Origin of the sequence: Rhodococcus sp. T9N (assembly GCF_024436645.1) — a bacterium.
GTDB classification, from domain to species: Bacteria; Actinomycetota; Actinomycetes; order Mycobacteriales; family Mycobacteriaceae; genus Rhodococcus_F; species Rhodococcus_F qingshengii.
In genome coordinates this window covers 100,227-125,323 of sequence record NZ_JAMSKS010000011.1, presented here as the reverse complement: position 1 = coordinate 125,323, position 25,097 = coordinate 100,227, and the positions used below count along the sequence as shown (strand labels likewise).

General features: G+C 63.1%; 26 protein-coding genes. 5 read left to right on the top strand and 21 right to left on the bottom strand.

Annotated elements, in window-relative coordinates; all coding sequences use genetic code 11:
* Nucleotides 1-183: 183 nt before the first annotated feature.
* Nucleotides 184-1,143: a c-type cytochrome biogenesis protein CcsB gene (ccsB, locus tag M1L53_RS18915; protein WP_007729846.1), complete on the top strand. Its 960-nt coding sequence runs from the start codon at nt 184-186 to the stop codon at nt 1,141-1,143.
* A gap of 13 nt (nt 1,144-1,156) precedes the next feature.
* On the opposite strand, the gene M1L53_RS18910 is transcribed toward ccsB, so the two are convergent.
* The 8 genes from M1L53_RS18910 to M1L53_RS18875 form a co-directional block, all read right to left on the bottom strand.
* Nucleotides 1,157-1,672 (bottom strand): DUF1990 family protein, encoded by a 516-nt coding sequence (locus tag M1L53_RS18910; protein ID WP_007729847.1) that lies wholly within the window; start codon nt 1,670-1,672, stop codon nt 1,157-1,159.
* Entirely contained in the window at nt 1,672-2,031 is a 360-nt protein-coding gene (locus tag M1L53_RS18905; RefSeq protein ID WP_007729848.1) for a VOC family protein, read from the bottom strand. Before M1L53_RS18905 ends, M1L53_RS18910 begins: the two co-directional genes overlap by 1 nt.
* A 10-nt stretch (nt 2,032-2,041) precedes the next feature.
* Nucleotides 2,042-2,683 (bottom strand): ScbR family autoregulator-binding transcription factor, encoded by a 642-nt coding sequence (locus M1L53_RS18900; RefSeq protein ID WP_019748499.1) that lies wholly within the window; start codon nt 2,681-2,683, stop codon nt 2,042-2,044.
* 159 nt (nt 2,684-2,842) lie between these two features.
* Nucleotides 2,843-3,763 (bottom strand): HAMP domain-containing protein, encoded by a 921-nt coding sequence (locus M1L53_RS18895; RefSeq protein ID WP_007729850.1) that lies wholly within the window; start codon nt 3,761-3,763, stop codon nt 2,843-2,845.
* A 145-nt stretch (nt 3,764-3,908) separates the two neighbouring features.
* Nucleotides 3,909-4,655 carry a cobalt-precorrin-6A reductase gene (locus tag M1L53_RS18890; RefSeq protein WP_058226718.1) on the bottom strand — a complete coding sequence of 249 codons (747 nt, stop codon included), beginning with the start codon at nt 4,653-4,655 and terminating at the stop codon, nt 3,909-3,911.
* 23 nt (nt 4,656-4,678) lie between these two features.
* Nucleotides 4,679-5,428, bottom strand: coding sequence for a precorrin-4 C(11)-methyltransferase (cobM, locus tag M1L53_RS18885; protein ID WP_054186426.1), 750 nt, complete (start codon nt 5,426-5,428; stop codon nt 4,679-4,681).
* Nucleotides 5,425-6,708 carry a bifunctional cobalt-precorrin-7 (C(5))-methyltransferase/cobalt-precorrin-6B (C(15))-methyltransferase gene (locus tag M1L53_RS18880; RefSeq protein ID WP_050655278.1) on the bottom strand — a complete coding sequence of 428 codons (1,284 nt, stop codon included), beginning with the start codon at nt 6,706-6,708 and terminating at the stop codon, nt 5,425-5,427. Before M1L53_RS18880 ends, cobM begins: the two co-directional genes overlap by 4 nt.
* Complete coding sequence (locus M1L53_RS18875; RefSeq protein WP_051649467.1) at nt 6,705-7,466, bottom strand: SDR family NAD(P)-dependent oxidoreductase; 762 nt, start codon at nt 7,464-7,466, stop codon at nt 6,705-6,707. Before M1L53_RS18875 ends, M1L53_RS18880 begins: the two co-directional genes overlap by 4 nt.
* 30 nt (nt 7,467-7,496) lie before the next feature.
* Between M1L53_RS18875 and M1L53_RS18870 the strand changes: the two genes are divergently transcribed.
* Complete coding sequence (locus M1L53_RS18870) at nt 7,497-7,922, top strand: PPOX class F420-dependent oxidoreductase (RefSeq protein ID WP_142006203.1); 426 nt, start codon at nt 7,497-7,499, stop codon at nt 7,920-7,922.
* On the opposite strand, the gene M1L53_RS18865 is transcribed toward M1L53_RS18870, so the two are convergent.
* Nucleotides 7,923-9,059, bottom strand: coding sequence for a Xaa-Pro peptidase family protein (locus M1L53_RS18865; protein WP_047270523.1), 1,137 nt, complete (start codon nt 9,057-9,059; stop codon nt 7,923-7,925). It lies immediately after the preceding gene.
* A gap of 37 nt (nt 9,060-9,096) precedes the next feature.
* Between M1L53_RS18865 and M1L53_RS18860 the strand changes: the two genes are divergently transcribed.
* Complete coding sequence (locus tag M1L53_RS18860; protein ID WP_003944862.1) at nt 9,097-10,062, top strand: 5'-3' exonuclease; 966 nt, start codon at nt 9,097-9,099, stop codon at nt 10,060-10,062.
* A gap of 4 nt (nt 10,063-10,066) precedes the next feature.
* Here M1L53_RS18860 and M1L53_RS18855 read toward each other — a convergent pair whose 3' ends face one another.
* The 7 genes from M1L53_RS18855 to pafA all read right to left on the bottom strand — a co-directional run bounded on the left by M1L53_RS18855 (nt 10,067) and on the right by pafA (nt 18,672).
* Nucleotides 10,067-10,891 (bottom strand): DUF4333 domain-containing protein, encoded by an 825-nt coding sequence (locus M1L53_RS18855; RefSeq protein WP_003944884.1) that lies wholly within the window; start codon nt 10,889-10,891, stop codon nt 10,067-10,069.
* A gap of 52 nt (nt 10,892-10,943) precedes the next feature.
* On the bottom strand, nt 10,944-13,655 hold the full coding sequence (locus M1L53_RS18850) for an RNA helicase (RefSeq protein ID WP_003944907.1): 2,712 nt from the start codon (nt 13,653-13,655) through the stop codon (nt 10,944-10,946).
* A gap of 48 nt (nt 13,656-13,703) precedes the next feature.
* Complete coding sequence (tatC, locus tag M1L53_RS18845; protein ID WP_003945030.1) at nt 13,704-14,732, bottom strand: twin-arginine translocase subunit TatC; 1,029 nt, start codon at nt 14,730-14,732, stop codon at nt 13,704-13,706.
* A gap of 73 nt (nt 14,733-14,805) precedes the next feature.
* A complete protein-coding gene (gene tatA / locus M1L53_RS18840) occupies nt 14,806-15,081 on the bottom strand; it encodes a Sec-independent protein translocase subunit TatA (RefSeq protein WP_003944836.1) in 276 nt (91 codons plus the stop codon).
* Between the two features lie 134 nt (nt 15,082-15,215).
* Nucleotides 15,216-16,193 carry a YafY family protein gene (locus tag M1L53_RS18835; protein ID WP_054187396.1) on the bottom strand — a complete coding sequence of 326 codons (978 nt, stop codon included), beginning with the start codon at nt 16,191-16,193 and terminating at the stop codon, nt 15,216-15,218.
* Nucleotides 16,193-17,203, bottom strand: coding sequence for a YafY family protein (locus tag M1L53_RS18830; protein WP_003944939.1), 1,011 nt, complete (start codon nt 17,201-17,203; stop codon nt 16,193-16,195). The genes M1L53_RS18835 and M1L53_RS18830 overlap by 1 nt, the downstream gene beginning before the upstream one ends.
* Nucleotides 17,204-17,313: 110 nt before the next feature.
* Nucleotides 17,314-18,672, bottom strand: coding sequence for a Pup--protein ligase (gene pafA / locus M1L53_RS18825; protein WP_007729869.1), 1,359 nt, complete (start codon nt 18,670-18,672; stop codon nt 17,314-17,316).
* Between the two features lie 144 nt (nt 18,673-18,816).
* On the opposite strand from pafA, the gene M1L53_RS18820 reads away from it, so the two are divergent.
* Nucleotides 18,817-20,235 carry a bifunctional phosphatase PAP2/diacylglycerol kinase family protein gene (locus tag M1L53_RS18820; protein WP_185744504.1) on the top strand — a complete coding sequence of 473 codons (1,419 nt, stop codon included), beginning with the start codon at nt 18,817-18,819 and terminating at the stop codon, nt 20,233-20,235.
* 37 nt (nt 20,236-20,272) lie between these two features.
* Here the strand turns inward: M1L53_RS18820 and prcA are convergent, their stop codons facing one another.
* The 4 genes from prcA to dop all read right to left on the bottom strand — a co-directional run bounded on the left by prcA (nt 20,273) and on the right by dop (nt 23,754).
* Entirely contained in the window at nt 20,273-21,040 is a 768-nt protein-coding gene (prcA, locus tag M1L53_RS18815) for a proteasome subunit alpha (protein WP_003945006.1), read from the bottom strand.
* Nucleotides 21,037-21,915: a proteasome subunit beta gene (gene prcB / locus M1L53_RS18810; RefSeq protein WP_054187394.1), complete on the bottom strand. Its 879-nt coding sequence runs from the start codon at nt 21,913-21,915 to the stop codon at nt 21,037-21,039. Before prcB ends, prcA begins: the two co-directional genes overlap by 4 nt.
* Complete coding sequence (locus tag M1L53_RS18805) at nt 21,912-22,106, bottom strand: ubiquitin-like protein Pup (protein ID WP_003944925.1); 195 nt, start codon at nt 22,104-22,106, stop codon at nt 21,912-21,914. The genes prcB and M1L53_RS18805 overlap by 4 nt, the downstream gene beginning before the upstream one ends.
* 148 nt (nt 22,107-22,254) lie before the next feature.
* Nucleotides 22,255-23,754, bottom strand: coding sequence for a depupylase/deamidase Dop (gene dop, locus M1L53_RS18800; RefSeq protein WP_003944852.1), 1,500 nt, complete (start codon nt 23,752-23,754; stop codon nt 22,255-22,257).
* A 58-nt stretch (nt 23,755-23,812) separates the two neighbouring features.
* Here dop and M1L53_RS18795 point away from each other — a divergent pair, with 58 nt between their 5' ends.
* Nucleotides 23,813-24,370: an NUDIX domain-containing protein gene (locus M1L53_RS18795; RefSeq protein ID WP_007729886.1), complete on the top strand. Its 558-nt coding sequence runs from the start codon at nt 23,813-23,815 to the stop codon at nt 24,368-24,370.
* A 35-nt stretch (nt 24,371-24,405) separates the two neighbouring features.
* Here the strand turns inward: M1L53_RS18795 and M1L53_RS18790 are convergent, their stop codons facing one another.
* Nucleotides 24,406-25,083, bottom strand: coding sequence for a TIGR00266 family protein (locus M1L53_RS18790; protein WP_003944961.1), 678 nt, complete (start codon nt 25,081-25,083; stop codon nt 24,406-24,408).
* Nucleotides 25,084-25,097: the final 14 nt, after the last annotated feature.

Genomic DNA, 25,097 nt, shown 5'->3' with positions numbered 1-25,097 from the left:
GGTTACAGCGTTCATGGGTCTCACCTCCTGGCGTGTTGTCACGGTCTCGCACAAGCTATCAACCCCAACCGAAGCTCGTCCAATCATTTTCCGGGCCACTGATCCGACAGACGGCCCTGCCAGTTCTACGATCGTGTGTAGTAGATTCCAAATGACAACCAACCGGTCGTTATGAGGAGTCTGATGTCGGTCGATCCAGTTCTCGCGCAGTACAGCGACTACGCCTTCGCGTCGTCTTTCGCGATTTACGTTCTCGCCCTGGTTCTTTCCGTCGTCGACTTCTCCAGCACACCCCTCTCTGCCACGGTGCGACCGGCACTCGCACATGCCGGAAGTGCATCGAATCCTGCATTGCCCGGCCGGATCGCATTGCTGCCGAATCGAACCCGCGCCCATCGTGCGGGTCGCGCTGCCATGTCTCTCATCGTCGTCGCCCTGGTCCTCAACGTCACCGCGCTTGCACTTCGCGGCATCTCGACGCACCGATGGCCTCTCGGAAACCTCTACGAGTACGCGCTTTTCCTCAGCGCGGCATTGGTGGCATGCTGGCTGGTCATTCTGCGCCGGTACCCGATTCGATCGTTGACCATCTTCGTTCTGTCACCCACCGTGGTGCTTCTGTTCGTCGCCGCCGCAAGCATGTATGCCGAGGCAGCGCCGGTCGTACCCGCTCTTCGTTCGTACTGGATCGGCGTGCACGTCACGATCATCGTCGCCGCCTCCGGCATCCTTACGTTCGCAAGTTCGGTCAGCGCACTTTTCATGATTGCCGAGGTGGGCCCGCAGTCGAAGAAACGCGCGTTGCGTTGGATTGCGGCACGACTGCCGTCATCCGAATTGCTTGACCGCGTGGCCTACCGAACAACGGTCGTCGGGTTCCCGTTGTTCAGCATCGGGGTGATCTGCGGGGCGATCTGGGCGGAGGCCGCGTGGGGACGTTTCTGGGGCTGGGACCCCAAGGAGACGGTCTCGTTCATCTCCTGGGTTCTCTATGCCGCGTACCTCCATGCGCGCGCTACCGCCGGGTTGAAGAACATGCGTGCGGCATGGATCAATGTTGCTGCGCTCGCCACCATGCTTTTCAACATGTTTGCGATCAACTACGTCGTGTCGGGATTGCATTCGTACGCTGGATTGAATTGACGCCTACAACGGGTCAGACCCGCGATCGGGCGACGCTCTGGCGGACGGCACGGATGTAGCGGCGCGTGACAAACGCCTGTACTCGACGTCCGATCGGAGCGCCGAGACGCACCCACCACGTTCCGGGCTTGGAGAACGCAACGATCTCGATACGAACCGCTTGGCTGGCCTCGTCGAACTGGACGACAAACAATTCCTCCCCGCATTCGGGGTGGCCCGCGCGGGTTCCGTACGCGAAGCCCTTGCGATTGGGTTCGTCTACGACATAGACGATCCGAACGGGGATAGTTACCGGACCGAGTCCGAAGGTCGCATCCTGACCCGCCACGGCGGTCGGGGCTGCCGTCCGTACGGCCAGTCCGGCTCCGCGGTGCATTCCCCAATTCGCGACGGTTCGAGCGGCAACCTCGAAATCCTCCCGTCCGGATCCGACCGTCGCGCTCTCGTGAACGTGGTGATAGCCGGCGGGGAGAACGCCTGACGTTGCGCCCACCTCGAGGTACGTCAGCCCGCCCGGGCGGGACGCCATCATTGCTCGCGTCGGTGGCTGAGGATGTTGACCACGTGGCCGTCGGGGTCGGCAGCGAAGAACCTGCGTACACCCCACGGCTCCTCGGTGACGGGATAGACGATGGTGTCGCCGCGCTGCACCGCGGCCTCGTACGCCGCGTCGAGATCGTCCACCTCGACGGAGACGTCCGGTACTACGGGCGCATGAGCGTCGTGCGTCATGACGCTGATCTGCAATGACGGATCCGTCGGCGAAGCCAACGTCACGATCCACCCGTGATCCATGACAACTTCGAGGCCCAGCACTTCGGTGTAGAAGCGCTGCGCGGCCTCGAGCGAACTACTCGACAGATCCGAAACTATCCGCGTGACGGCCATGTCCCGCAGGCTACGCCGCCGCCGGAGTCCACCGCGACTTGACGAGGCGCTCGATGTCACCGGAAAGTTCGTCGCTGACGATCCCCGGAAGCAGGATCTGCCACATCTCGTCGACACGATCCGGAAGATCCGAGCGTCGGGTGAGAACGTTCGAAACCAGCTGTACCCCCGTGAATGCCGAGGGCATGAACCTGCCGAACGATTCTGCGCTGACCGATTTTCGGATTTCACCTTCCGCCTGAGCCCTGGCGGTGAGATCGGTGATTGCCGAGATCCATTCGGCGTACGGTTCCACCGGCCCCTCGTACGTGCTCAGTTCCAGCGTGAGGCGAATGCCCGCGCGAACGATCGGCTCGTCGACAATCTGGCGTGCCATTTCGTGCGTGAGCATGATCATCTGTTCCAACGGGTCCTTGCCCGTCGCGGAAATCGCCTGCACCGACTCGATCGAGAGCCGATGCTGTTCGGCAATGATGAACTGCGCGAGCTCGTCCTTCGACGCGAAATGGAAATACAACGCGCCCTTGGTAGTACCGGCCCCCGAGACTATGTCGGCCATGCTGGTGCTGCCGTAACCAGTCTTCTCGAACTGCGCGGCCGCGCCGGCAACGATTTGCTGCCGAGTCAGCTCGGCGCGTGCTTGCTTGACCACTGAATCCCTCTCGTCCTCCAAAGGCCCCCGCCCAGCAAACCCCACGGTTCGCGCCACATTCCAGCTATACCCAAAAACTTCACAATTGCCCCACATTACCAGCGCTCCTTCCATTGCTTCAATTACGAATGCAACAAAGTCGCTGGTCAGACGTCCGATTTAGAGGGAATCTCCTCTCCCCAACGTGCTTTCGTCAACCCGCGCACGGTCCACCAACTCTCCGACGAGGAGCGTCAGCTCCATCATCTGGTCGGTGATTTCCTCACGCAGCTGCGTTGCATCCGCCTCGGAAATCGCGCCGGACTTGGTATCGAAAGACATCAACAACTCGATATTGGTGCGAAGTGCAGTCAAAGGAGCCAGAAGGTCCTGGCCCGCTTCGGTGATCAGACTTCTCTGGCGTGCCCGCGATTCCGACAACGTCCCGAGCATCCGATTGAAACTGACTGTCAACGACGCCAACTCGTCGTCACCGGTCACCGGGATCGGCGCAAGATCATCCGTTTCGGCGACCCGCCGCGTCGCCGCAGTAAGTCGCGCAATCGGCCGTAATCCTGTGCGTGCCACAGCATCTCCGGCCGCGTAAGCTAGGGCGATTCCGGCCGCCCCGAGTGCCGCCAACACCACTGCCAGTCGCTTGAGTACCGAACGCGTCGGCCCCAGGGATTGCGCGACAACCAAAGTCTGGCCCGCAACCGAGGGCTCGACAAGAATTCGATACGCATCAACCGTCGCGATTGTCTGCGACGAATTGCCGTCTGCGATCGACCTGATGGCATCTGCGCTCGTGCTGAACGGCGGCAGACCGGGAGTCGCCGTCACCAAGGCGCCGTCGGCAGTAAGAAGCCCCACCGCCTGGATGACCGCTGTATCCGCGCCGGCCGTCAATCCCAGAACCGGTGTGACACCGCCGAAATTGACGGTGTCGGTGATCGCGTCACTCGTGCGCTCGAGTTGTCGATCGACGTTGCCTTGCAAATACGCGTTGAACACTATGTACACCGCCGACGCCGACACGATCACCGCGATCGCCACCAGGCCTGCAGTCAGCAATTTCACGCGAGCATGGAGCGTCCGCACGTGAATTCCCGATGGTTTTCGACGGCTCATTCCGGGAACCGACACTCTCATGCGCGGTCCCGCAGTGCGGCGTCGAAAAATCCCAACATCCCTCCAGTATGGTCACGGAACCTTAGACGAACCTGAAGCGAACGCGATGTCGGCCTCACAGCGCCGTTCCACGACCGAAAGCCGTGAGCCAGTCCATCGCCTCGGCTTCGGTATCGAATGCCGGGACGGTCGCCGGGATCGGTGGTCGTTCGACGACGATCACCGGGATCGACAATTGCCTGGCTGCGGCGATCTTTGCGTACGTCTGCTCGCCGCCACTGTTCTTGGTGATCACGACGTCGATGCTGTGAGTTCGCATCAGATCGACTTCCGCTTCGATGTCGAATGGACCACGTGCGAGCAGCAATTGCGAGTGAGGCGGCAATGTCCCTGAAGGCGGATCGATCGAGCGCACGAGAAACGAGACGCTCTTCACGCGGTCGAACGCCGAAACTCCTTGCCTCCCGATCGTCAGAAAAGCGCGTGAGCCGACCGTCGGCACCAACTCTGCGGCGTGATCGAGATCGTGTGCCGGAAGCCAAGTGTCACCGAGTTGCTCGCGCCAGGGCGGGCGTCGGTACATGGCGTACGGCACAGAATTCGCAAGGCACGCTTCGAACGCATTCTGGGTGATGCGAGCGGCAAACGGATGCGTGGCGTCGAGCACTGCACGAATATCATTGGCCGACAACCACTCCGACAGCCCTTCGGCTCCCCCGAACCCGCCGATACGCACTTCCCCCTCCGGCCATCGAGGATCACGAACCCGGCCGGCCAGCGATGTGACAACCTCGAGGTCGGCTGAACCGGCCAAGCGAGAAGCGATCACTCGACCTTCGCCTGTGCCGCCGAGCAGGAGCACGCGACGACGAGTACCTGTCGAGGTCAGTGTGTGCTTCTCTCGCGCGCTGCCGAGTAGAGGTAGCTGTCCGGAAACCCCTCCGCAGTCAACACTCGGCCGACGATCACGACGGCCGTCTTCGTGATGCCGGCCGCATGAACAAGTTCGACGATCGTCTTCACAGTGCCTCGAACAACGATCTCCTCGGGCCGTGAGGCGAAGGCGACCACCGCGACCGGGCAATCCTCGCCGTAATTGTCGGCCAACTCGGATGCGATCTGTTCGATGCGATGAGCGCCGAGGTGAATCACCATCGTCGCGCCGCTGCGGCCGAGGGACCGCAGATCCTCGCCCTCCGGCATTGCCGTCGACAAGGTGGAGACTCGGGTGAGAACAATGGTCTGCGAGACGCCTGGGACAGTCAGCTCGCGCCCCAGCGCGGCTGCTGCCGCGGTAAATGCAGGAACACCGGGAATCATGTCGAAATCGACTCCTGCGGCGTCCAGGCGACGAGCTTGCTCTGCCACTGCACTGAAGATCGACGGATCACCGGAATGCAAACGCGCGACGTCCAGCCCAGCGGAATCCGCTTCGACAAGAATCGCGGTGATCTCGTCCAGGCTCAGCCGAGCAGTGTCCACGACCTGAGCTCCGACCGGGCACCACTCGAGCAACTCCGCTGGAACAAGGCTGCCTGCGTACAAGCACACAGGGCTCGCAGCGATGATCCGTTGCGCGCGGACAGTGATCAAATCTGCCGCACCGGGACCCGCACCGATGAAATGAACGGTCATTGTGTGGATTCCTCCGGCGTATCTGTGTCTGCGCCTGCAGACGGCTGACGTTTTGTGACGGACCATTGGACCACCGGAAGTTGCGGTCGCCAAACGTTGAACGTTCCCAACGGCTCGGCGCGCTGCACCTGAAAGCGTCGAAGCGTCCCACCATGGCGACTCATCCAGCCGAGCAGCAACGATTCGGACTCGGCGGTCACGGCGTTCGCGACCAGACGACCACCCACGCTCAACTGCTCCCAGCACGCTTCGAGCATTCCCGGTTGCGTGACGCCGCCGCCGACAAACACCGCATCGGGACGTCGAGTTTCGTCCGCAAACGCCTCCGGCGCGGCCCCTTTCACGTTCAACGCAGGCACGCCGAGATTGAGTGCATTGGCACCGATCTGCGACACGCGGCTCGCCACCTTCTCGAATGTTGTTGCAGTGCAACGTGGGTGAGTTCGCATCCACTCGATGGCGACGGTTCCCGACCCACCGCCCACGTCCCAGAGGTGTTCTCCCGGCGCCGGGGCAAGCGCGCACAACGTCAACGCACGGATCTCCTGCTTCGTCATCTGACCGTCGCCGACAAAAGCAGCATCCGGTAGCCCCGGGATTCGAGTCAGCCGCAAGAGAGGATCGGCCGCGATGCACTCGACGGCCAGAACGTTCAACGCGTCCACGTCCTCGTCCGCGTGATCCCACTCGTCTGCGACCATGACGGTCCGCGATTCCCCGGCCCCGCCCAGCTGGGCCAGCACGGTCACTATCGATCGACCGAAGCCCGCGCCGGACAACAGACGTGCCACCTCCCCCGGTGTCGAGCGCCCGTTGCTCAACACCAGCAGTCGCGCACCGTCAGTCACGGAAGCCAATACTGTCGCCGAGTCTCGGTTGACCAGGCTCACGACGTCGATCTCGGCCGATGCCCATCCCATTCGCGCGCTCGCCAACGCCGCCGACGACGGGTGGGAGATCACTCGCACGTTGTCCGCGCCGAGCAGCCTGACCAATGTGACACCGAGACCGTGGAACATCGGGTCACCGCTGGCGAGCACGCATACTCTGCGGTCCGCGTTCTCGGCGAACATCGACGGCAACGCCGGAATCATCGGAGACGGCCAGGTCAGCCTGGTGGGCGCACGCCGTGCCCCGAGATGTGTCGCCGGGACCAAGTCCAATTGGCGCGGCGACCCCATCAGGACCTCCGCGCCCAGGATTGCGCCCTTTGCGCTCTCGGACAGCCCATCCCAGCCGTCGGCGCCGATGCCGACGATCACCACCGGGTGTGTGGTCATCGCGGCATCCGGCGCCAGATCGTCTGAGGCAGAAGCCGCATGACGAAGAACACCGGCTGCAGAATTCGCGGTACCCACACACGCGTCGCCCCGGAGTTCAGTCCCCGCACGACGGCGTCCGCGACCTGCGACGGAGTGCTCGACATCGGGGCAGGCGACATTCCCTCGGTCATCTTGCCGATGACGAACCCGGGCCGTACCAGCATCAATTGGACGCCCGAACCGTGCAGCGCGTCGCCGAGGCCGCTGGCAAAACCGTCCAAGCCGGCCTTTGCGCTCCCGTAGACGTAGTTGGCGCGGCGAACCCGGACGCCGGCGACGGACGAGAACACCACGATCTTTCCGGTTCCCTGTCCGCGCATGATCTCCGCGAGATGCGTGAGGATGCTGACCTGAGCCACGTAGTCGGTGTGCACCACCGCGACCGCGTGCGCCGCGTCGGTTTCGGCACGCGCCTGATCGCCGAGAATCCCGAAGGCCAGCACTGCAATCGAAATCCGGCCGTGCTCGGCCACTACGGCGCCCAGGAGGTCTCCGTGCGTGTCGACGGCGTCGGCGTCGAACTCGACGGTGGAGACGTCGACAGCGCCGGCGTTTTTGAGCATCTGCTCCTGCTCCGACAGCTCTCCGCTGCGTCTGGCAGCCAGAACGATGTTGCGGCCCGGCGCGAGCCTGACCGCGATCTCGAGGCCGATCTCACTTCGTCCGCCGAGGAGCAGTACCGTCTCGATGTCATTCACGTTCGCACCCGCAGTCACCGCTCCAGTGTCCTGGATTACCGTCGTGGCATGACGCTCACCCCCTCCACCACGCCATCGTCACAGCAGACTCTCACTGAAGACGGGCTGAAGTTCGTCGGTGAATACCACCTCGCGACACTCACGACGTTGCGTCCGAACGGCACCCCACACGTCGTTGCCGTCGGGTTCACCTGGGACCAGGAAGCCGGAAAAGCGCGCGTGATCACCAGCGGTGGCTCACAGAAGGCGATCAACGCAGCGCGTGGCGGATACGCCGCCGTCAGTTCGGTCGACGGTGGCCGCTGGCTCACGCTCGAGGGGCCGGCACGCGTGCTCACCGACGCGGACTCCGTGGCCGACGCCGTTCGGCGCTATGCCGAGCGGTACCGCCGGCCACGGGTCAATCCCGCGCGCGTGGTCATCGAAATCGACGTCACACGCATACTCGGGTCCGCTGCGTTCAAGAAAAGCTGATCAGGCGAGGACAGTCAGGCCGTGCGGACGGTTGTTGAACGACTCGCAACCGTCGGCGGTCACGACGACGATGTCCTCGATACGGGCACCCCAACTGCCGCGGAAGTAGATTCCCGGTTCGATGCTGAAGGCCATACCTTCGACGAGTTCGATGGTGTTGCCCTCGACGATGTACGGCTCCTCGTGCACGGACAGCCCGATACCGTGACCGGTGCGGTGAACGAATACCTCTGCAAGCCCTTGTGCGGCAAGCACTTCGCGGGCTGCAACGTCCACGGATTCTGCGGAGACTCCTGGCCGCACCGAATCGACCGCAGCCTGCTGCGCCGCCTCGAGTACCGCGAACTGTGCGGCAACCTCCGCGGAAGGCTGCCCCATGCTGTACGTGCGAGTGGAGTCCGAGTTGTATCCGGGCTCGACCGGTCCGCCGATGTCGATGACCACGATATCGCCGCTCTCGATCACCCGGTCCGAAACCTCGTGATGAGGATCGGCGCCGTGCGGGCCCGAACCGACAATCACGAACGCGGCCTCGGTATGCCCCTCTTCGAGAATCGCCACCGAAATCGCTTCGCCTACTTCAGCTTCCGTACGTCCGACGACCAAGAACTCGGCCATGCGGGCGTGAACACGGTCGATGGCCGCACCGGCTCGCCGCAATGCCTCGATCTCGGCGCCGTCCTTGACCATCCGCAATTCGCGCAAGACGCCGGTGGCGAGAATCGGCAACGCGCCCAAGGTGTCTGCGAGCGGGATCAGATGCAGCGCAGGCATCGCATCCGTCACCGCAACCTTCGCGCCGGTCGGGAGTTGCGCCGCCACAATCGCATACGGGTCGACACCGTCGACCCAGTCGAGGACGGTCAACCCGAGATCGCCCACTGCCGATTCCTTCAGCGACGCCAACTCCAACCGAGGAAGTACGACGGACGCCTTCGCCGTGTCTGCGGCGATGACCAACGCGGTCAAGCGCTCGAACGAGTCAGCCCGAGAACCTGTCAGGTACCGAAGATCCGGACCTGGAGTCACCACCAGACCGTCGAGACCTGCTGATCGAGCCAACTCCGCGGCGCGAGCGATACGTGCGCCGTACACGGCGCTGGAGAATCGGGAATCCTGTTCGGCTGGAGACGTCATGGCTTACAGGTTAGTGCCGACTGGCAGGATGGTGACCATGAGTGGGCCATTGCTTCTCCTCGACGGTGCCAGCCTGTGGTTTCGTGCGTTCTACGCGCTGCCCGAGTCATTCGTCGACCCCGACGGAAGACCTGTCAACGCCGTGCGCGGTTTCACCGACATGGTTGCTTCCCTGATCACCAAACACCAGCCGAGTCGTCTCGCCGTGTGCCTGGACTTGGACTGGCGACCGCAGTTCCGCGTCGATGCAGTCCCGACGTACAAAGCGCATCGCGTCGAGGAAGGCTCTGACGGTGCGTCCGAAGAAGTTCCGGACACGTTGACGCCTCAGGTCGACATGATCATGGACGTGCTCGCTGCAGCGGGTATCGCGACGGCGGGTGCAGTCGGACTCGAAGCCGACGACGTACTGGGAACGCTTGCCGCCACCGAGCGCGAAGATCTCACCGTCGTCGTCAGTGGTGACCGAGACCTACTGCAGGTCGTCACCGACGAGTACGTGCCCGTCCGTGTCCTGTACGTGGGCCGTGGCCTGTCCAAGGCGGAACTCTTCGGACCGGTCGAGGTTGCGGAGAAATACGGAGTCCCCGGTGACCGTGCGGGCGAGGCTTACGCCGAACTCGCGGTACTGCGCGGAGACGCCTCCGACGGTCTACCCGGCATCAAGGGTGTCGGTGAGAAGACTGCGTCGACACTGATGCTCCGTTACGGCTCGTTGGCCGGACTTCGGGCGGCCGCAGCTGATCCTGAATCGGATATGGCCAAGGGGATTCGCGCAAAACTGACCTCACCTGAGGCAATGGCTTACCTTGATGCTGCGTTGCCGGTCGTACGAGTGGTTCGCGACGCGGACGTTCAGTTCTCGAAGGACGACCGACTCCCGGCGACCCCCGTCGATCCCGCACGCCTCGAGGAAGTGGCGGCCTCGCTGAACATCGAGCGCTCGGCCGGCCGGCTTGCCGCCGCGCTCGAGGCTGCGGCGGCAGGCCGTTCCGACCAATAGGGCGTCAGCTCGGGCGGCTGACCTCGTACGTGCCGTTGTCGTCGACAAACGTCACGGTCACGTTCGACTTCACACCCGCGATCGAAAGCGTGCAGGTGAACTTGTTGCCTGACTTGACTTCCTGGTCCGCGGGGCACTGAACGTTGCTCACGTTCTTCGCCCCGTAGGACTCGGTGACGATCTTCTCGACGCCGGCCTGAGCCGCGCTCTGATCGAGTGTGTTCTTGCCGAAGACTCCGAACACCAGGGCCACCACGACAGCGGCAAGAACGACGAGAACGCCGATCGCACCGAAGATCAGGGGCTTCTTCGACTTACCCGACTGGTTTCCGGGCGCACCGGGACTCGGGAACGGCTGAGCCTGGTTCCACTGGTTCTGCTGTCCCGGAGTCTGCCCGGGGGCCGTGGCGCCCCACGCCTGCTGCGGTGCGGCAGCCGGAGGCTGACCCCACGCCTGGGTTGCGTCAGGTGACTGCTGTTGCCCGGGCTGACCCCACGGCTGTGCGGGAGGTTGTTGCTGGGGTTGTCCCCACGGCTGTTGCTGGCCGGGTTGTCCTTGTCCAGGCTGTTGCGGCTGACCGTACGCAGGCTGACCACCCGGCTGGCCGTAGGCAGGTTGTCCCCACGGCTGTTGCTGGCCGGGCTGCTGACCGGGCTGCGGTGTTTGACCAGGCTGACCCCACGGCTGTTGCTGGCCGGGCTGCTGACCAGGCTGCTGTTGTCCGCCCGGCTGCTGAGGATTCTGCCCCCACTGCTGCTCGTTCGGCTGCTGCTGATCACCAGGACCCCATTGCCGATTCGGATCGTTCGGTCCGTAAGGCCCGCTCATGTTCGCCTCCCACTCGAAATACCAGTCTGCGAATCAAACCACATAGTTGCGGTCATGCTGCGTCGACAGCAACTACCCCGCGACGAATTGCAGCTACCGCCCGCGCCGCAGTCTTCGCGACGTCGGCATCCGTCGAAGTCAGGCGGACCTGATCGAGGAGATCGATCACCTGACGACACCAACGTACAAAGTCACCCGCAGACAGCGCACGACCCTGCACTCCGGCCGCGATCAGTGCGTCGACAAGCGAGTTTTCGCTCGCCCAGTGATAAACGGCAGTGACGAATCCGAGATCCGGTTCCCGCGTCGGCGGCAGCTTGTGGCGAATCTCGTCCGACCGCAGTTCGCTCCACAATCGTTGAGTGTCGTTGAGGGCGTGACGAAGCGCCGCTGTCGGCACTCGATCCACGGTGTCCCCGTCCCGACGTGATTCGTAGACCACCGAGGACACGACGGCCGCCAACTCAGCCGGGCTGAGACCTGTCCACGCCCCGGTCCGCAGGCATTCGGCGACCAGAAGGTCGCTTTCCGAGTAGATGCGGCTGAGTCGTCGTCCGGATTCGGTGACTTCGGGCGCTGCTTCGGCAGTCATGTACTCACGCTCTTTGAGTAGCGCAATGATGCGGTCGAACGTCCGCGCCAACGAGTTGGTGGTGGCCGCAGCCTTTTCCCTCATCGACTGCGTTTCCCTGGCCAGCCGGTTGTAGCGCTCACCGATCCGGCTCAGATGTTCACGATCGGGCCAGCTGTGGCACGGATGCGAGCGAATAGCACGTCGCAAAGTAGCGACCTCGGCATCTTCGGATGCGCCCGCCTTGTGGCGCTTCTTTCGCCGGGGGGCACTGATCCCGGTACTACGCAACGCCGAGGCCAGATCGCGCCGGATCCGGGCGGTGTGGTGATCGACATGCTTGGGCAGTCGCATCTTGCCCAGAACGTCGGCGGCTTCCGGGAAATCACCCGAGGAGAGTCGGCCGGCCCACTGATCGGCCGTCAGAACCAGCGGACGCGGGTCCTTCGGATCGTTGTCCGGGACTAGGACCACCGCCACCCCGGAATGACGACCGATGGGAATTGCGATCACGTCACCGCGGGCGAGTGCACGGAGGGACTCCACCGCATCTCCGCGTCGGTCTTCGCGGCCCTTACGTTCGAGCGCGCGCTCGCGCGCACTGAGCCGCTCACGCAACGACGCGTATTCGAAGTACTCACCGTCCGCACCGCCGAGTTTCTCCTGCAAACCCTTCAGTGCTTCTTCGTTCCGCTCGATGCCACGCACCAGGCCGACCACCGAGCGATCCGCTTGGAACTGCGCGAAGGAACGCTCGAGCAGCTTCCGTGAATCCGCCGCGCCCATGCGCTCGACGAGATTGATCGACATGTTGTACGAGGGGCGGAACGAACTGCGGAGCGGGAACGTCCGTGTCGACGCCAAGCCGGCGACATCCGTCGGCTCGACCCCGGGCTGCCACAGGACCACAGCGTGGCCTTCGACGTCGATGCCGCGTCGGCCGGCCCGACCCGTCAGCTGCGTGTACTCCCCCGGCGTCAGTTCGGCGTGCGATTCACCGTTGTACTTGACCAGACGTTCGAGCACCACCGTGCGTGCCGGCATGTTGATGCCGAGGGCCAGCGTCTCGGTCGCGAAGACCGCCCGCACGAGACCCTTGACGAACAGTTCCTCGACTGTCTGGCGGAATGCCGGCAGCATGCCGGCATGGTGAGATGCCAGTCCGCGTCGTAGTGCCTTGCACCAGTCCCGATATCCGAGAACTTCGAGATCCTCTTCGGGTAGTTCCCCGGTGTGTTTCTCGATGATGGTGTCGATCTCGCGGACCTGCTCCGGCGAAGTGAGATCCAGTCTGGACCGCAGGCACTGTGCAAGAGCCGCATCACAACCGGCGCGGCTGAAGATGAAAGTGATGGCCGGGAGCAGTCCGGACTGATCGAGCTGAGCGATGACGTCAGGTCGTGGCAAGGGCCGGAAATCGTTGGAACTCTGGTAGCTGCCGCGTCGTCCGCGGCCACGCGGCTGCCAGCTCTCGACGCGTTCGAGAGCCTGACGCTGCTTGACGTGGCGAACCAGATCCTGATCGACGAGCACGGTCTTCGGCCCGGCAGCAGGATGACTACGACTGTCGAAGAGATCGAAGATTCGCCTACCGACCATGATGTGCTGCCACAGCGGGATCGGCCGAGTCTCGTCCACGACCACAGTGGTGTCGCCGCGGACGGTTTCCATCCAGGCACCGAATTCTTCGGCATTGCTCACGGTCGCCGACAAACTCACCAGGCGTACGTCCTCGGACAAGTGCAGGATCACTTCCTCCCACACCGCCCCACGGAACCGGTCGGCCAGGTAATGCACTTCGTCCATGACGACGTGCGAAAGCCCGCGCAGTGCCTCGGAGTTGGCGTAGAGCATGTTCCGCAGGACTTCGGTGGTCATGACGACCACCGGTGCGTCAGAGTTGATACTCGAATCACCCGTCAGCAGACCGACTTCGCCGGGGCCGTACCGCTCGACGAGTTCGGCGTACTTCTGATTGCTCAACGCTTTGATCGGCGTCGTGTAGAAACACTTGCGGCCCGCCGCCAGAGCCAGGTGGACAGCGAACTCGCCGACCACGGTCTTGCCTGCACCGGTCGGCGCGCAGACAAGGACGCCGTGGCCCGCTTCGAGCGCAACGCATGCCTTCACCTGGAATGGATCGAGTTCGAACTTCAGGCTGGACGCGAACGTGCTCAGTTCACTCTTGTTCATAACCACCTCGTCAGGGTTTCACACGCCGCCGACGTGGTGGCACGGCGCTCAGAGAGTGTCAGTGAAATCCTGGCCGGGCGCGTTGTCGCCGGCGGTGTCGGATTTCTCCGCGACCGGAGCCTTGGACTTGGACTTACGTCCGAACAATCCACTCGATTCGGCCTTGGGTTTGGTCGGATTGTCGAAAGCCTCGTTCAGATCGGACGGAGCCGAGATGGAGGAAGCTTCCTCGTCGGACAGTGCGCCCCAGTCTTCACCGGCTCGCTTGGCCTTACGTTTGTCGTTGAGGCGAGCGATCTGGACCGCGACCTCGAAGAGAAGCGTCAGAGCCAGCGCGAGCGCCAACATCGAGAACGGATCCGACCCTGGCGTGGCAACTGCAGCGAATACGAAGAGCCCGAAGATCAATCCTCGACGCCAGGCCTTCAAACGCTCGTACGTCAGAATGCCGGCAAAGTTCAACACGACGACGAGCAGTGGAATTTCGAAGCTGACGCCGAAGATGAGCAGCAGATTGATGATGAAGCCGAAGTACTCCGAACCACTGAGCGCGGTGATCTGGACGTTGTCACCGATGGTCAGGAGGAAGTGCAAAGCCTTCGCCACGACGAGGTACGCCAGGATTGCGCCGAGAATGAAGAGAGCGGCACCTGCGGTGACGAATCCGACCGCGTAGCGACGCTCTTTGGCGTAGAGGCCCGGGGTGATGAATGCCCACAATTGGTAAAGCCACACCGGGCAGGCAAGAACGATGCCGGCGGTGAGCGCCACTTTGAATCGCAGCATGAACTGCTCGAACGGCCCGGTCGCCAGCAATCGGCACGCGTCGTCGGTGCTGAGGTTGGCGCGACTCTCGGACGGAAGCTCACAGTACGGTCCGCGAAGCAGATCGCCCAGACTTTCGAGACCGAGTATCGAGTGTGAATACCAGAAGAAGCCGAACGCCGTGGTGATGATCACGCCGAGGAATGCGAACAACAAACGAGTCCGCAATTCGTACAGGTGGTCGACCAACGACATGGTGCCGTCTGGGTTGACCTTCCGCTTGCGGTTACGCGGGTCTAACGGAATACGCACTGTGCATCCTGGTCTTGGTCAGCAGACAACCGGGGTGAACGAATATTTCACCCCGGCTAGAACGCAGTGTGTACTAGAGCGGCTTGACTTCGGTCGGCTGCGCAACTGGTGCTGCTGCACCGTTTGCGACCACCGCGGTGTTGGCCGTCGGCAACTGTGCCGGAGCAGGCTGTGCGACCGGCGCGCTTGCGGGCGCCGCATCGTCGTTCTGCATTTCCTTGACTTCGCTCTTGAAGATGCGGAGGGAACGACCCAGACCGCGTGCTGCATCGGGAAGCTTCTTCGACCCGAACAGAATTACGACGACAACAGCGACAATCAGCCAATGCATCGGCTGCATTGCACCCATAACGACCTCCCATGATCAGATTCCTCGATGCTACCGGACACAACCGGCGCTCGGAGGTGCCAAAGCACTTACTTCAGCTACCTTTTACCTGTTTGTTTCCTGCGAACTCACTGAACGTGAAGTTTCCCGAAGTTTTACGAACCGATTACGTCATAGGCGTCGAGCGCCGCAACGGCTCGATCACGGACTTCGGAGACCAGTTCCGGCGGATGAAGGACCCGAACGCCCTCACCGAATCCCAACACCAGCCTTGCCATCCATTCAAGTGTTCCGAAACTCATCGTCGCCTCGACCGACCCGTCGTCGTTCACGTGCTCGACGTCCAACGGGTAGTAGTCGAGCATCCACACCCACTCTTTGGTGATGAACAACCGCGCTTCCGGAAGGGAACCGTCGCCGCTGAACAATTCGAGATTCGAATCCTCCTCGAGGGCCTGCGGCGGCGGGTCGGCGGGCTCGTCGAGTTGGACGGCGGCGTCGATCCGATCGAATCTGAACAACCGCACGCCCTCGGCTTGACGGCACCACGCCTGGAGGTAGCTGTAGTTGTCGACCAACACGATACGAACGGGGTCGACGATGCGCTCGGAGACCGCGTCACGCGAGGCCGAGTAATACGTCAATCGCAGGGCGGTCTTGTCTGCGAGCGCGGCTCTGACCGTCGCGGCTATCGGGTCTTCGGCGATGTCCGGCGCCGGCGATGTGTCCCGGTCCTGACCGATGGCTCGTGCCGCGGCCGAGCCTGCTGCGTCCTCGATCTTCGCGATGGCACGCTGCGCCGAGGACGGATCGACCATGCCGGGCATTTCCACCAAGGACCGCAGGGCGATCAGCAACGCCGTCGCCTCCGTCGAGGTGAGGCGCAACGGGCGATCGATCCCGGCCGAGAACGTGACCTCGATACTTTCCTCGGAGAAGGACAGGTCGATGAGATCACCGGGACCATAACCGGGCAGTCCGCACACCCACAGTTGATTGAGGTCGGTCATCAGTTGAGTGGTGCTGACACCGAGCTCCTCGGCGGCCTCGGCGGGACTGATGCCAGGATTCGCGATGAAGTACGGCACGAGGTTGAGCAGCCGTGCCAACCGCGACGACAGTCGATTGCTCATCAGTGGTCCCCCTGTCCATTGCCGGTGATCGGGCTCGCCGCGGCGGCGCGCAGCTTCGCGACGACCTCAGCACGCAAATCCGGTGGGTCCAGCACCAATGCGTCCAACCCGTGACCGGCGATCAACCGAGCGGTCCATTCCCAGGATCGGACGGGGATGGCCAGCACGCTGCCGTCGCGATCGGTCAACCGCCGTTCGGACGACGACGTCGCAAGCCGCCGAAGCTCATGGGCGCGGCCGTCTGCGACCCACACCGTAGCCGTCCCGGTCACGACGCCCGAACCGGTCACGCGATCGACGACCTCGCGAAGGTCGACACCTTCAGGTTTGTGAACCGAACCGGCCGGGCCGAACTCCCTGACGTCGTCACCGATCCGTGAGAGCCGGAAGGTCCTCACCGCATCACGGTCGACGTCGTGCCCGACCAGGTACCACTTGCCGTTGTGCGTGACGACGCCCCACGGTTCGACGGTGCGCTCGGTGAACGGTTCGTTCAATGCGCCGCGGTGCTGAAAATGAACTGCTCGGCCGGCGTCGACCGCTGCAAGAAGCTTGCCGAGCGCGGGCTCCGAACCGCGGGTGCGCGCGGGAATCGCGGTGACCGGGGCGGCACTGACTTCTGAGTCGACCTGGACGCCGGCCGCTCGGAGTTTGAGTAGTGCACTCTGGGCTGCCGAAATCAGTTCCGGCGACTCCCACAACTGCACCGCGACGGCGACTGCAGCAGATTCCTCGCTGGTGAGGTCCACGTCCGGAAGCTCGTAGGCATTGCGATTGATCCGATACCCCTCGACGGTCGAGAACCGTCCTGCCAGACCGGTTTCCAACGGGACACCCAGGTCACGAAGTTCGTTCTTGTCGCGCTCGAACATGCGACTGAACGCTTCGTAGTTCGCGGAATCGTTGTACCCGGCCACACTGTCACGGATTTTCTCCGCCGTGAGGAACTGTCTGGTGGACAGCAACGCGATCACCAGGTTCATCAACCGCTCGATTTTTGATGTCGCCACGCCGAAATCCTAGTGGCTATCCGATAACCGAACGCGCGCCGGACACTTTCGTGCCCGGCGCGTCGCCGCAAAACAGACCTGCTGTGTTGTAAATCGTGAAATTGGGTGACCTACATCGAAGCGATCAAACGCTCGACACGCTCGTCGACGGAGCGGAACGGGTCCTTGCACAGCACCGTTCTCTGTGCCTGATCGTTGAGCTTGAGGTGAACCCAGTCGACTGTGAAGTCCCGGCCTGCTGCCTGGGCTGCGGTGATGAAGTCGCCCCGCAATTTGGCGCGCGTGGTCTGCGGCGGATTCTCGACGGCGTCGTCGATCGTCTCGTCCTCGGTGACCCGCTTGACCAAGCCCTTGCGCTGGAGAACGTCGAAGACGCCCCGGCCGCGTTTGATGTCGTGGTAAGCCAAGTCGAGCTGCGCGATCTTGGGATCGGACAGGTCGAAACCGTGACGGTCCTGGTAGCGCTGGAACAGCTTGCGCTTGATGACCCAGTCGATCTCCGTGTCGACCTTCGCAAAATCCTGAGCTTCGACGGCATCGAGGGTGCGACCCCACAGGTCGACTACCTGCTCCACCTGCGGGTCCGGTTCGCGGTTACGCAGATGTTCGACTGCCTTGGCGTGGTATTCGCGTTGAATATCGAGGGCACTGGCCTGACGTCCACCAGCAAGGCGAACCGGCTTTTTACCGGTCACGTCGTGACTGACCTCGCGGATGGCACGAATCGGGTTGTCCAGCGCGAAATCGCGGAACGACACCCCGGCTTCGATCATCTCGAGCACCAGTGCGGCAGAACCGACCTTGAGCATCGTCGTCGTTTCGGCCATGTTCGAATCGCCGACGATCACGTGCAGGCGGCGGTACTTCTCGGCGTCCGCGTGCGGTTCGTCGCGGGTGTTGATGATCGGACGCGAGCGAGTGGTAGCCGACGAGACGCCCTCCCAGATGTGTTCCGCGCGCTGCGAGAGGCAGAACGTCGCGGCCTTCGGAGTCTGCAGTACCTTTCCGGCGCCGCAGATCAACTGGCGCGTGACGAGGAACGGCAACAAGACATCCGAAATGCGGGAGAACTCACCGGCGCGCGCGACGAGAAAGTTCTCGTGGCAGCCGTACGAGTTTCCGGCCGAGTCGGTGTTGTTCTTGAAGAGATAGATGTCGCCACCAATACCCTCCTCGGCGAGTCTCGCCTCGGCGTCGATCAGCAGTTCTTCGAGCACACGCTCACCGGCACGGTCGTGATTGACCAGCTGGATGAGGCTGTCGCACTCGGCCGTCGCGTACTCCGGGTGCGAACCCACATCCAGGTACAAGCGAGCTCCGTTACGGAGGAAGACGTTGGAGCTGCGACCCCACGACACGACACGACGGAAGAGGTAACGAGCAACCTCGTCGGGGCTCAGTCTCCTGTGCCCGTGAAAGGTGCAGGTAACGCCGAATTCCGTCTCGATACCCATGATTCGTCTCTGCACACTTCGACAGTACAACCAGAATGCGAGGTTCACCCGTGTACTTCGATCGCGTCGTAAGTCACGACTCGACAACGTCGGGCGGCAGCATAGTGTGACGGTGTGAGCCTTATTCGCCGAAAAGTTGTCCGAAGCGACGTCAAAGTCATGGAAAGCACTGGAGCACTGCGCCCTTCCGTGCTCGACCCGACCATGCGGTTTCTCTCCAGAGCCGCCGATCACGGCGTTTTGTGGATGGTTGTCGCCGCCTTGCTCGCGATGATCGGCGGGCGGCCCCGTAGGGCAGCAGCACGCGGGCTGCTCGCACTGGCCGGTTCCAGCGCGCTGGCCAACGGCATACTCAAGCCCCTCTTTCCCCGCCGACGCCCACCGGCACGCGTCTGGCTGAGCCCGAAGCGAGGCGTCGACATTCCGACGTCGTCCTCGTTCCCCTCTGGACATTCGTCTTCGGCCGCGGCATTCACCGCGGCAGTGGCCATGGAGTCCCCGGTTGCTGGAGCTGCTCTCGCACCACTGGCCGCAGCAGTGGCGTACTCACGCGTTCACAACGGAGTCCACTGGCCGTCCGACGTCTTCGCAGGCCTCGCGGTCGGCGGTGCTATCGCTGCCGGCACGCGTCGTTGGTGGGCGGTACGCGACGAAGAGCCCGCCGAACTCGGACCCGAGTGCGTGGTTCCCGCGCTCCCGCGCGGAGAAGGCTTGTTGGTCTTCACCAATCCTGGTTCAGGCTCCGAGGACGACGGGATCGTGGAATCGATTCGAGAACTACTACCTGCGGCGATCGTCTACGAGTTCGACGCGGACATCGACTTCGACATGCAGATCGATGCCAAGATCCCCGAGCTCTCGCCGAAAGCGTTGGGTGTATGCGGCGGCGACGGAACAGTGGTCACGGTCGCGACCGCGGCGACAAAGCACGAGCTACCACTTGCGGTTTTTCCCGGCGGAACATTGAACCATTTCGCCCGCGACGTCGGGGCGGTGAATGTCGAGGAGACCGCACGGGCAGTCGAGTCCGGTCAGGCGGCATTCGTCGACCACGCGGTGGTGCGCACGGATTCCGGAGTGACTGCACGGTTTCTCAACACAGCCAGCCTCGGTGGATACCCGGATGCTGTGCGCCTGAGGGAAAAATGGGAACCGCGTTTCGGTAAGTGGCCGGCCGCAGGAGCCGCGATGATCCGGGTTCTCGCAGCGGCGGAGCCGATGACGGTGACCATCGACGGGAAGCGGACCACAATCTGGATGCTGTTCGTCGGAAACGGGCGATACTCCCCCGCCGATCAGGTGCCGATGTCGCGTCCGGAGATGAACCGTGGACTACTCGACGTCCGCTATCTGCGCGCGGATAAGAAATTCTCGCGCTCACGTCTGCTGTTTGCGGCTGCCACAGGAACATTGGGCAGCTCGCGGGTCTACGTTCGCGAACTCGTCTCGTCGATGTCGGTTCGAGTCGCCGATTCACCGGTAGCCATCGCCACCGATGGTGAAGTGGTGGCAGACGCGCGCCGGTTCGATTTCGACACCGAACCGGGCGCGGTGGCCGTCTACCGAGTCACTCAGTGACTCCAGACCTGCAGTAGCTCCCAGACCTACGGAGTATCTACGAGGGTGCGTCGCCGTTTGCCGGCGGCGCATCCTCGACTGCTGCCGGAGCTGGAAGCATCTCTTCCAAAACCGTTCCAGCGATCCGTTTGAACGCACGGCGTGGACGATTGCTGTCGAGTACGGCAACCTCGAGTGCACTCACATCGAGAGTTCGTGGTTCCGCCTCAGTGGTTCCGGCCGGTGCCGGGCCGCCCTTTTGGAGCGCCCCGACTGCAATCCGCACTGCGGATTCGAGGTCGAGGTCTCGCTGGTACGACTCGCGCATCGCCGTCACGATCGGTTCGGTCGTGCCGCCCATGACCACGAATTCCTGCTCGTCCGCGATGGATCCGTCGTACGTGATCCGGTAGAGCTGAGCCGGCGTACTGCTTCCGAAGCGACCGATCTCGGCAACACAGATCTCGACCTCGTACGGCTTGGGCTGCTCGGTGAAGATCGTTCCCAGGGTTTGTGCGTACGCATTGGCGAGCGAACGCCCGGTGACGTCCCGACGATCGTACGAGTACCCACGCATGTCTGCGTGGACGATGCCCGCGCGGCGCAGATTCTCGAACTCGTTGTACTTGCCCACTGCCGCGAATCCGAGACGGTCGTACAGTTCGCTGACCTTGTGCAGAGCACGCGACGGGTTCTCGGCGACAAAGAGCACTCCGTCGCGGTAGGTGAGAACGACGACGCTGCGCCCGCGGGCAATTCCCTTGCGCGCCAATTCCGAACGATCGCGCATGATCTGTTCGGCGGATGCGTAATACGGCATCGTCATAGCGCAGACTCCCCTTCCGGACTCGCGGTCGCCGTGCGAGCCGCGACGATCTCCCTGGCGATCTCGGCAGCCCTGGTGGGCGACAACTCCACAGCGCCGGCCGAGGTGATGGTGACCGCCGTCGGATAGATCCCCCGTGTCAGATCAGGACCACCGGTAGCCGAATCGTCATCTGCCGCGTCGTACAGCGCCTCGACGGCGAACCGAAGCGCGGTGTCCTCGTCGATTCCCGGTGAATACAGCTTCTTGAGCGCCGATTTCGCGAACAGGGAGCCAGATCCGACTGCGTGATAGCCCGCGCGCTCCTCGTATCGCCCACCGACGACGTCGTAGGAGACGATGCGACCGGCGGTGGACGGATCGACCGCGTCCAGGTCGTAACCCACGAGCAGTGGCACAACCGCCAAACCTTGCATCGCTGCTCCGAGATTTCCTCGAACCATCGACGAAAGTCGATTGGCCTTGCCGTCGAACGTGAGTGGGACGCCTTCGATCTTCTCGTAATGTTCGAGCTCGACCGCGAAGAGCCGGACCAGTTCGATTGCGATCCCGGCCGTACCGGCAATACCCGCAGCCGAGTAGTCGTCCGTGACGTACACCTTCTGCACGTCACGGCTGGCGATGAGATTGCCCATCGTCGCTCGGCGATCACCCGCGAGCAGAACACCACCCGCATAGCTGATCGCGACGATGGTGGTGCCGTGCGGAGCTACGTCTCCCCCGCCCATGACAACACCTCCTGTGTCGGCGAAGCGGTTCTGCGGAAGATGCTCCGGTGCATGCACCCGAAGGTATTCCGAGAATGACGACAGATTCGAGCCGAAGCTCAACCGTGTGTCCCCGTCTGTGATCCGGGGCGCGCGATCCACCGTCACTGGCCGCCCTTCTGGACGTAGGCACGGACGAAGTCCTCGGCGTTCTCTTCCAACACGTCGTCGATCTCGTCGAGCAGGTCGTCGGTTTCTGCAGCGAGCTTCTCGCGACGTTCCTGGCCGGCACTGCCGTCGCCACCAGTGGTTTCGTCGTCTTCGCCGCCACCGGCACGCTGCGTCTGTTCTTGAGCCATCGCCGTCGACCTCCTTGTGTGAAGGGAGCTCTCGCGAGCATCCTGTTCGGCCCAGCAGAGTCGGTAACTGATCCCGCTCGGACCTTCACCCTACCGAGCGGCACCGTCAGGTGTGGAGAGACGCGACGGCGAGCCGCATCGGCTGATTTCAGTGAGTGAGCTGATCAACCAGTTCCGCGGCGCTGTCCACGGAGTCGAGCAACGCTCCGACGTGCGCTTTGGTACCTCGAAGCGGCTCGAGGGTGGGGATACGGATCAACGATTCACCGCCGAGATCGAAGATGACCGAATCCCAGCTCGCGGCCGCGATATCGGCCCCGAATCGGCGTAGGCACTCGCCCCGGAAGTATGCGCGAGTGTCGGTGGGAGGGTTCGTGACCGCGTCGAGAACCTGCTGTTCGGTGACAAGCCGCTCCATGGAGCCGCGAGCAACCAGGCGGTTGTACAGGCCCTTGTCGAGTCGCACGTCGGAGTACTGCAGATCCACCAGATGCAATCGCGGCGCCGACCACGCGAGTCCCTCACGATTGCGGAACCCTTCGAGCAGACGCAGTTTGGCCGGCCAGTCGAGGATGTTCGCGCACTCCATGGGATCGCGCTCGAGGAGATCGAGAACCATCGCCCACTTGGCGACGATATCGTCCGCTCGCGGATCACGATCGGTCTCACGGTCGAGGAACTTCGAGACACGTTCGAGGTAAATGCGTTGCAGCGCAAGCCCTGTCAGTTCACGTCCGTCGGCCAGCGCAACGGTCTTGCGCAGAGTGGGGTCGTGACTGATGTGGTGGACGGCCGTGACCGGACGCGCCAGTTGCAGATCGGTGAGGTCGACACCTGCCTCGATCAGGTCGAGTACCAGCGCCGTTGTTCCAACCTTGAGGTACGTCGACATCTCCGCGAGGTTCGCGTCACCGATGATGACGTGCAGGCGGCGATACTTGTCCGCATCCGCGTGCGGTTCGTCGCGGGTGTTGATGATTCCGCGCTTGAGAGTGGTCTCGAGGCCTACTTCGACCTCGATGTAGTCGGATCGCTGCGAAAGCTGGAATCCGGCCTCGTCGCCGGACTGACCGAGACCCACACGACCGGAACCGCAGATCACCTGCCGGGACGCGAAAAACGGCGTCAAACCGGTCACGATCGAGGCGAACGGGGTCTCACGTGAGCAGAGGTAGTTCTCGTGCGTGCCGTACGAGGCACCCTTGCCGTCGACGTTGTTCTTGTACAGCTGCAGCCGTGGCGCACCCGGCACGCTGGATGCGTGCCGCGCAGCCGCTTCCATGACGCGTTCGCCGGCCTTGTCCCAGATCACGGCGTCGAGCGGGTCGGCGACCTCGGGCGCCGAATACTCCGGATGGGCGTGATCGACGTACAACCGTGCCCCGTTGGTGAGAATCATGTTCGCGGCGCCGATCTCGTCCGCGTCGATCACCGGCGCGGGACCGCTCATTCGCCCCAGATCGAAGCCTCGGGCATCTCGCAGCGGAGATTCGACCTCGTAATCCCAGCGTGTGCGCTTGGCCCGTGGCACGCCCGCTGCGGCGGCGTAGGCAAGCACCGCCTGGGTTGAAGTGAGAATCGGATTCGCCGACGGCTCACTGGGTGAAGATATTCCGTATTCGACCTCGACACCGATGATCCGCTGCATGACACAAGAGCCTATGTGATTGCGGCGCGGCACCCACAGGCGTGGCACAGTTGGAGGAATGCACCAACCTCTCACCGCAGACCTGAATCCCGCGGACGAGGTAGTCGCCGTGTACGACCGGACGGGTAATCCGATCGGCCGAGCACCACGTTCGGTCGTCTACTCGGGTGGGCTCTGGCACGCGAGTGCGGGCGTCCTGGTTCGTACCGGGGACGGCTCCCGCATCTACGTCCATCGCCGAACCGACACGAAAGCGGTGTTCGGGGGCTATCACGACTGTCTTGCCGGAGGTGTCGTCGATCCAGGTGAGACGCCGCAGGAAACTGCGATCCGTGAAGTCGGTGAAGAACTCGGAATCTTCGGAACGGCAGACCAGCCACTCCGACTGACGGAGATCGCTCGAAAATCCTGGGACGGCGAGTGGAACAACTCTCCGTTGCGCTGTCACCTGTTTGCGTTCGAACTCAGATACGACGGGCCGATGGCACATCAGCCCAGCGAGATCGCCGAAGGTTGGTGGTGGACGCCGAAAGAACTCGGCGCCCACCTGCAGGACCCGTCGTGGCCGTTCGTTCCGGACTCACGCGCGCTGCTGGCCGACTATTGCTGGAGCTGAACACCGCTGGGACTGAACACTGGTGGGACCTGTGATCAGCCCGGGGTGATCGCCGAGAGCCACGCAGCGAACGCGCTGGGGTTGCGGGTCTGCGCGAGAACGCGACCGGGTCCGGTGAAGTCGAAGACAAATCCTTCACCGGACTTCATCGACTGAATGGTGCGCCCCTGAACGGCGCGCCGCATGTTGAAATTCATGCCGAGGTCGTAGGCGACCACGTGACCGGTATCGATCGTGACTGTCTCGCCTGGCTGCAAGTCGATGACGTCGATCGCGCCGTAGACGGCCAGCACTACTTCACCGTCGCCACTTGCCCGCAGGCCGAAGCCTCCTTCACCGCCGAAGAGGTTGGACATGCCGCCCCACTTGGACTCGACCGTCACACCGTAGGAGTTGGCCAACCAGGTTCCACGGTTGAGGAAGAACGGGCGATCAGAGGTGATGGTCAGCGGGATCAGATCTCCGGGAAGCACACCAGTCACGTCGACCCAACCACCTTGCGGCGGAGCGGTATACGTCGTGACGAAAAATGATTCGCCGCTCAGCATCGACCGCTTGAGTCCCTGCAGGACGCCGCCCTGCGCCTTCGCTTCGAGAACTACGCCGGCAGAATGCGCGAGCATCGCCCCGCTCTCCACGCGCAGCGGTTCGCCGGGCGCGAGGTAGCAGCGAGCGACTGTGGACGACGGATTGTGTCGAAGATGTATCTGCACGGCGGGACTCTAAA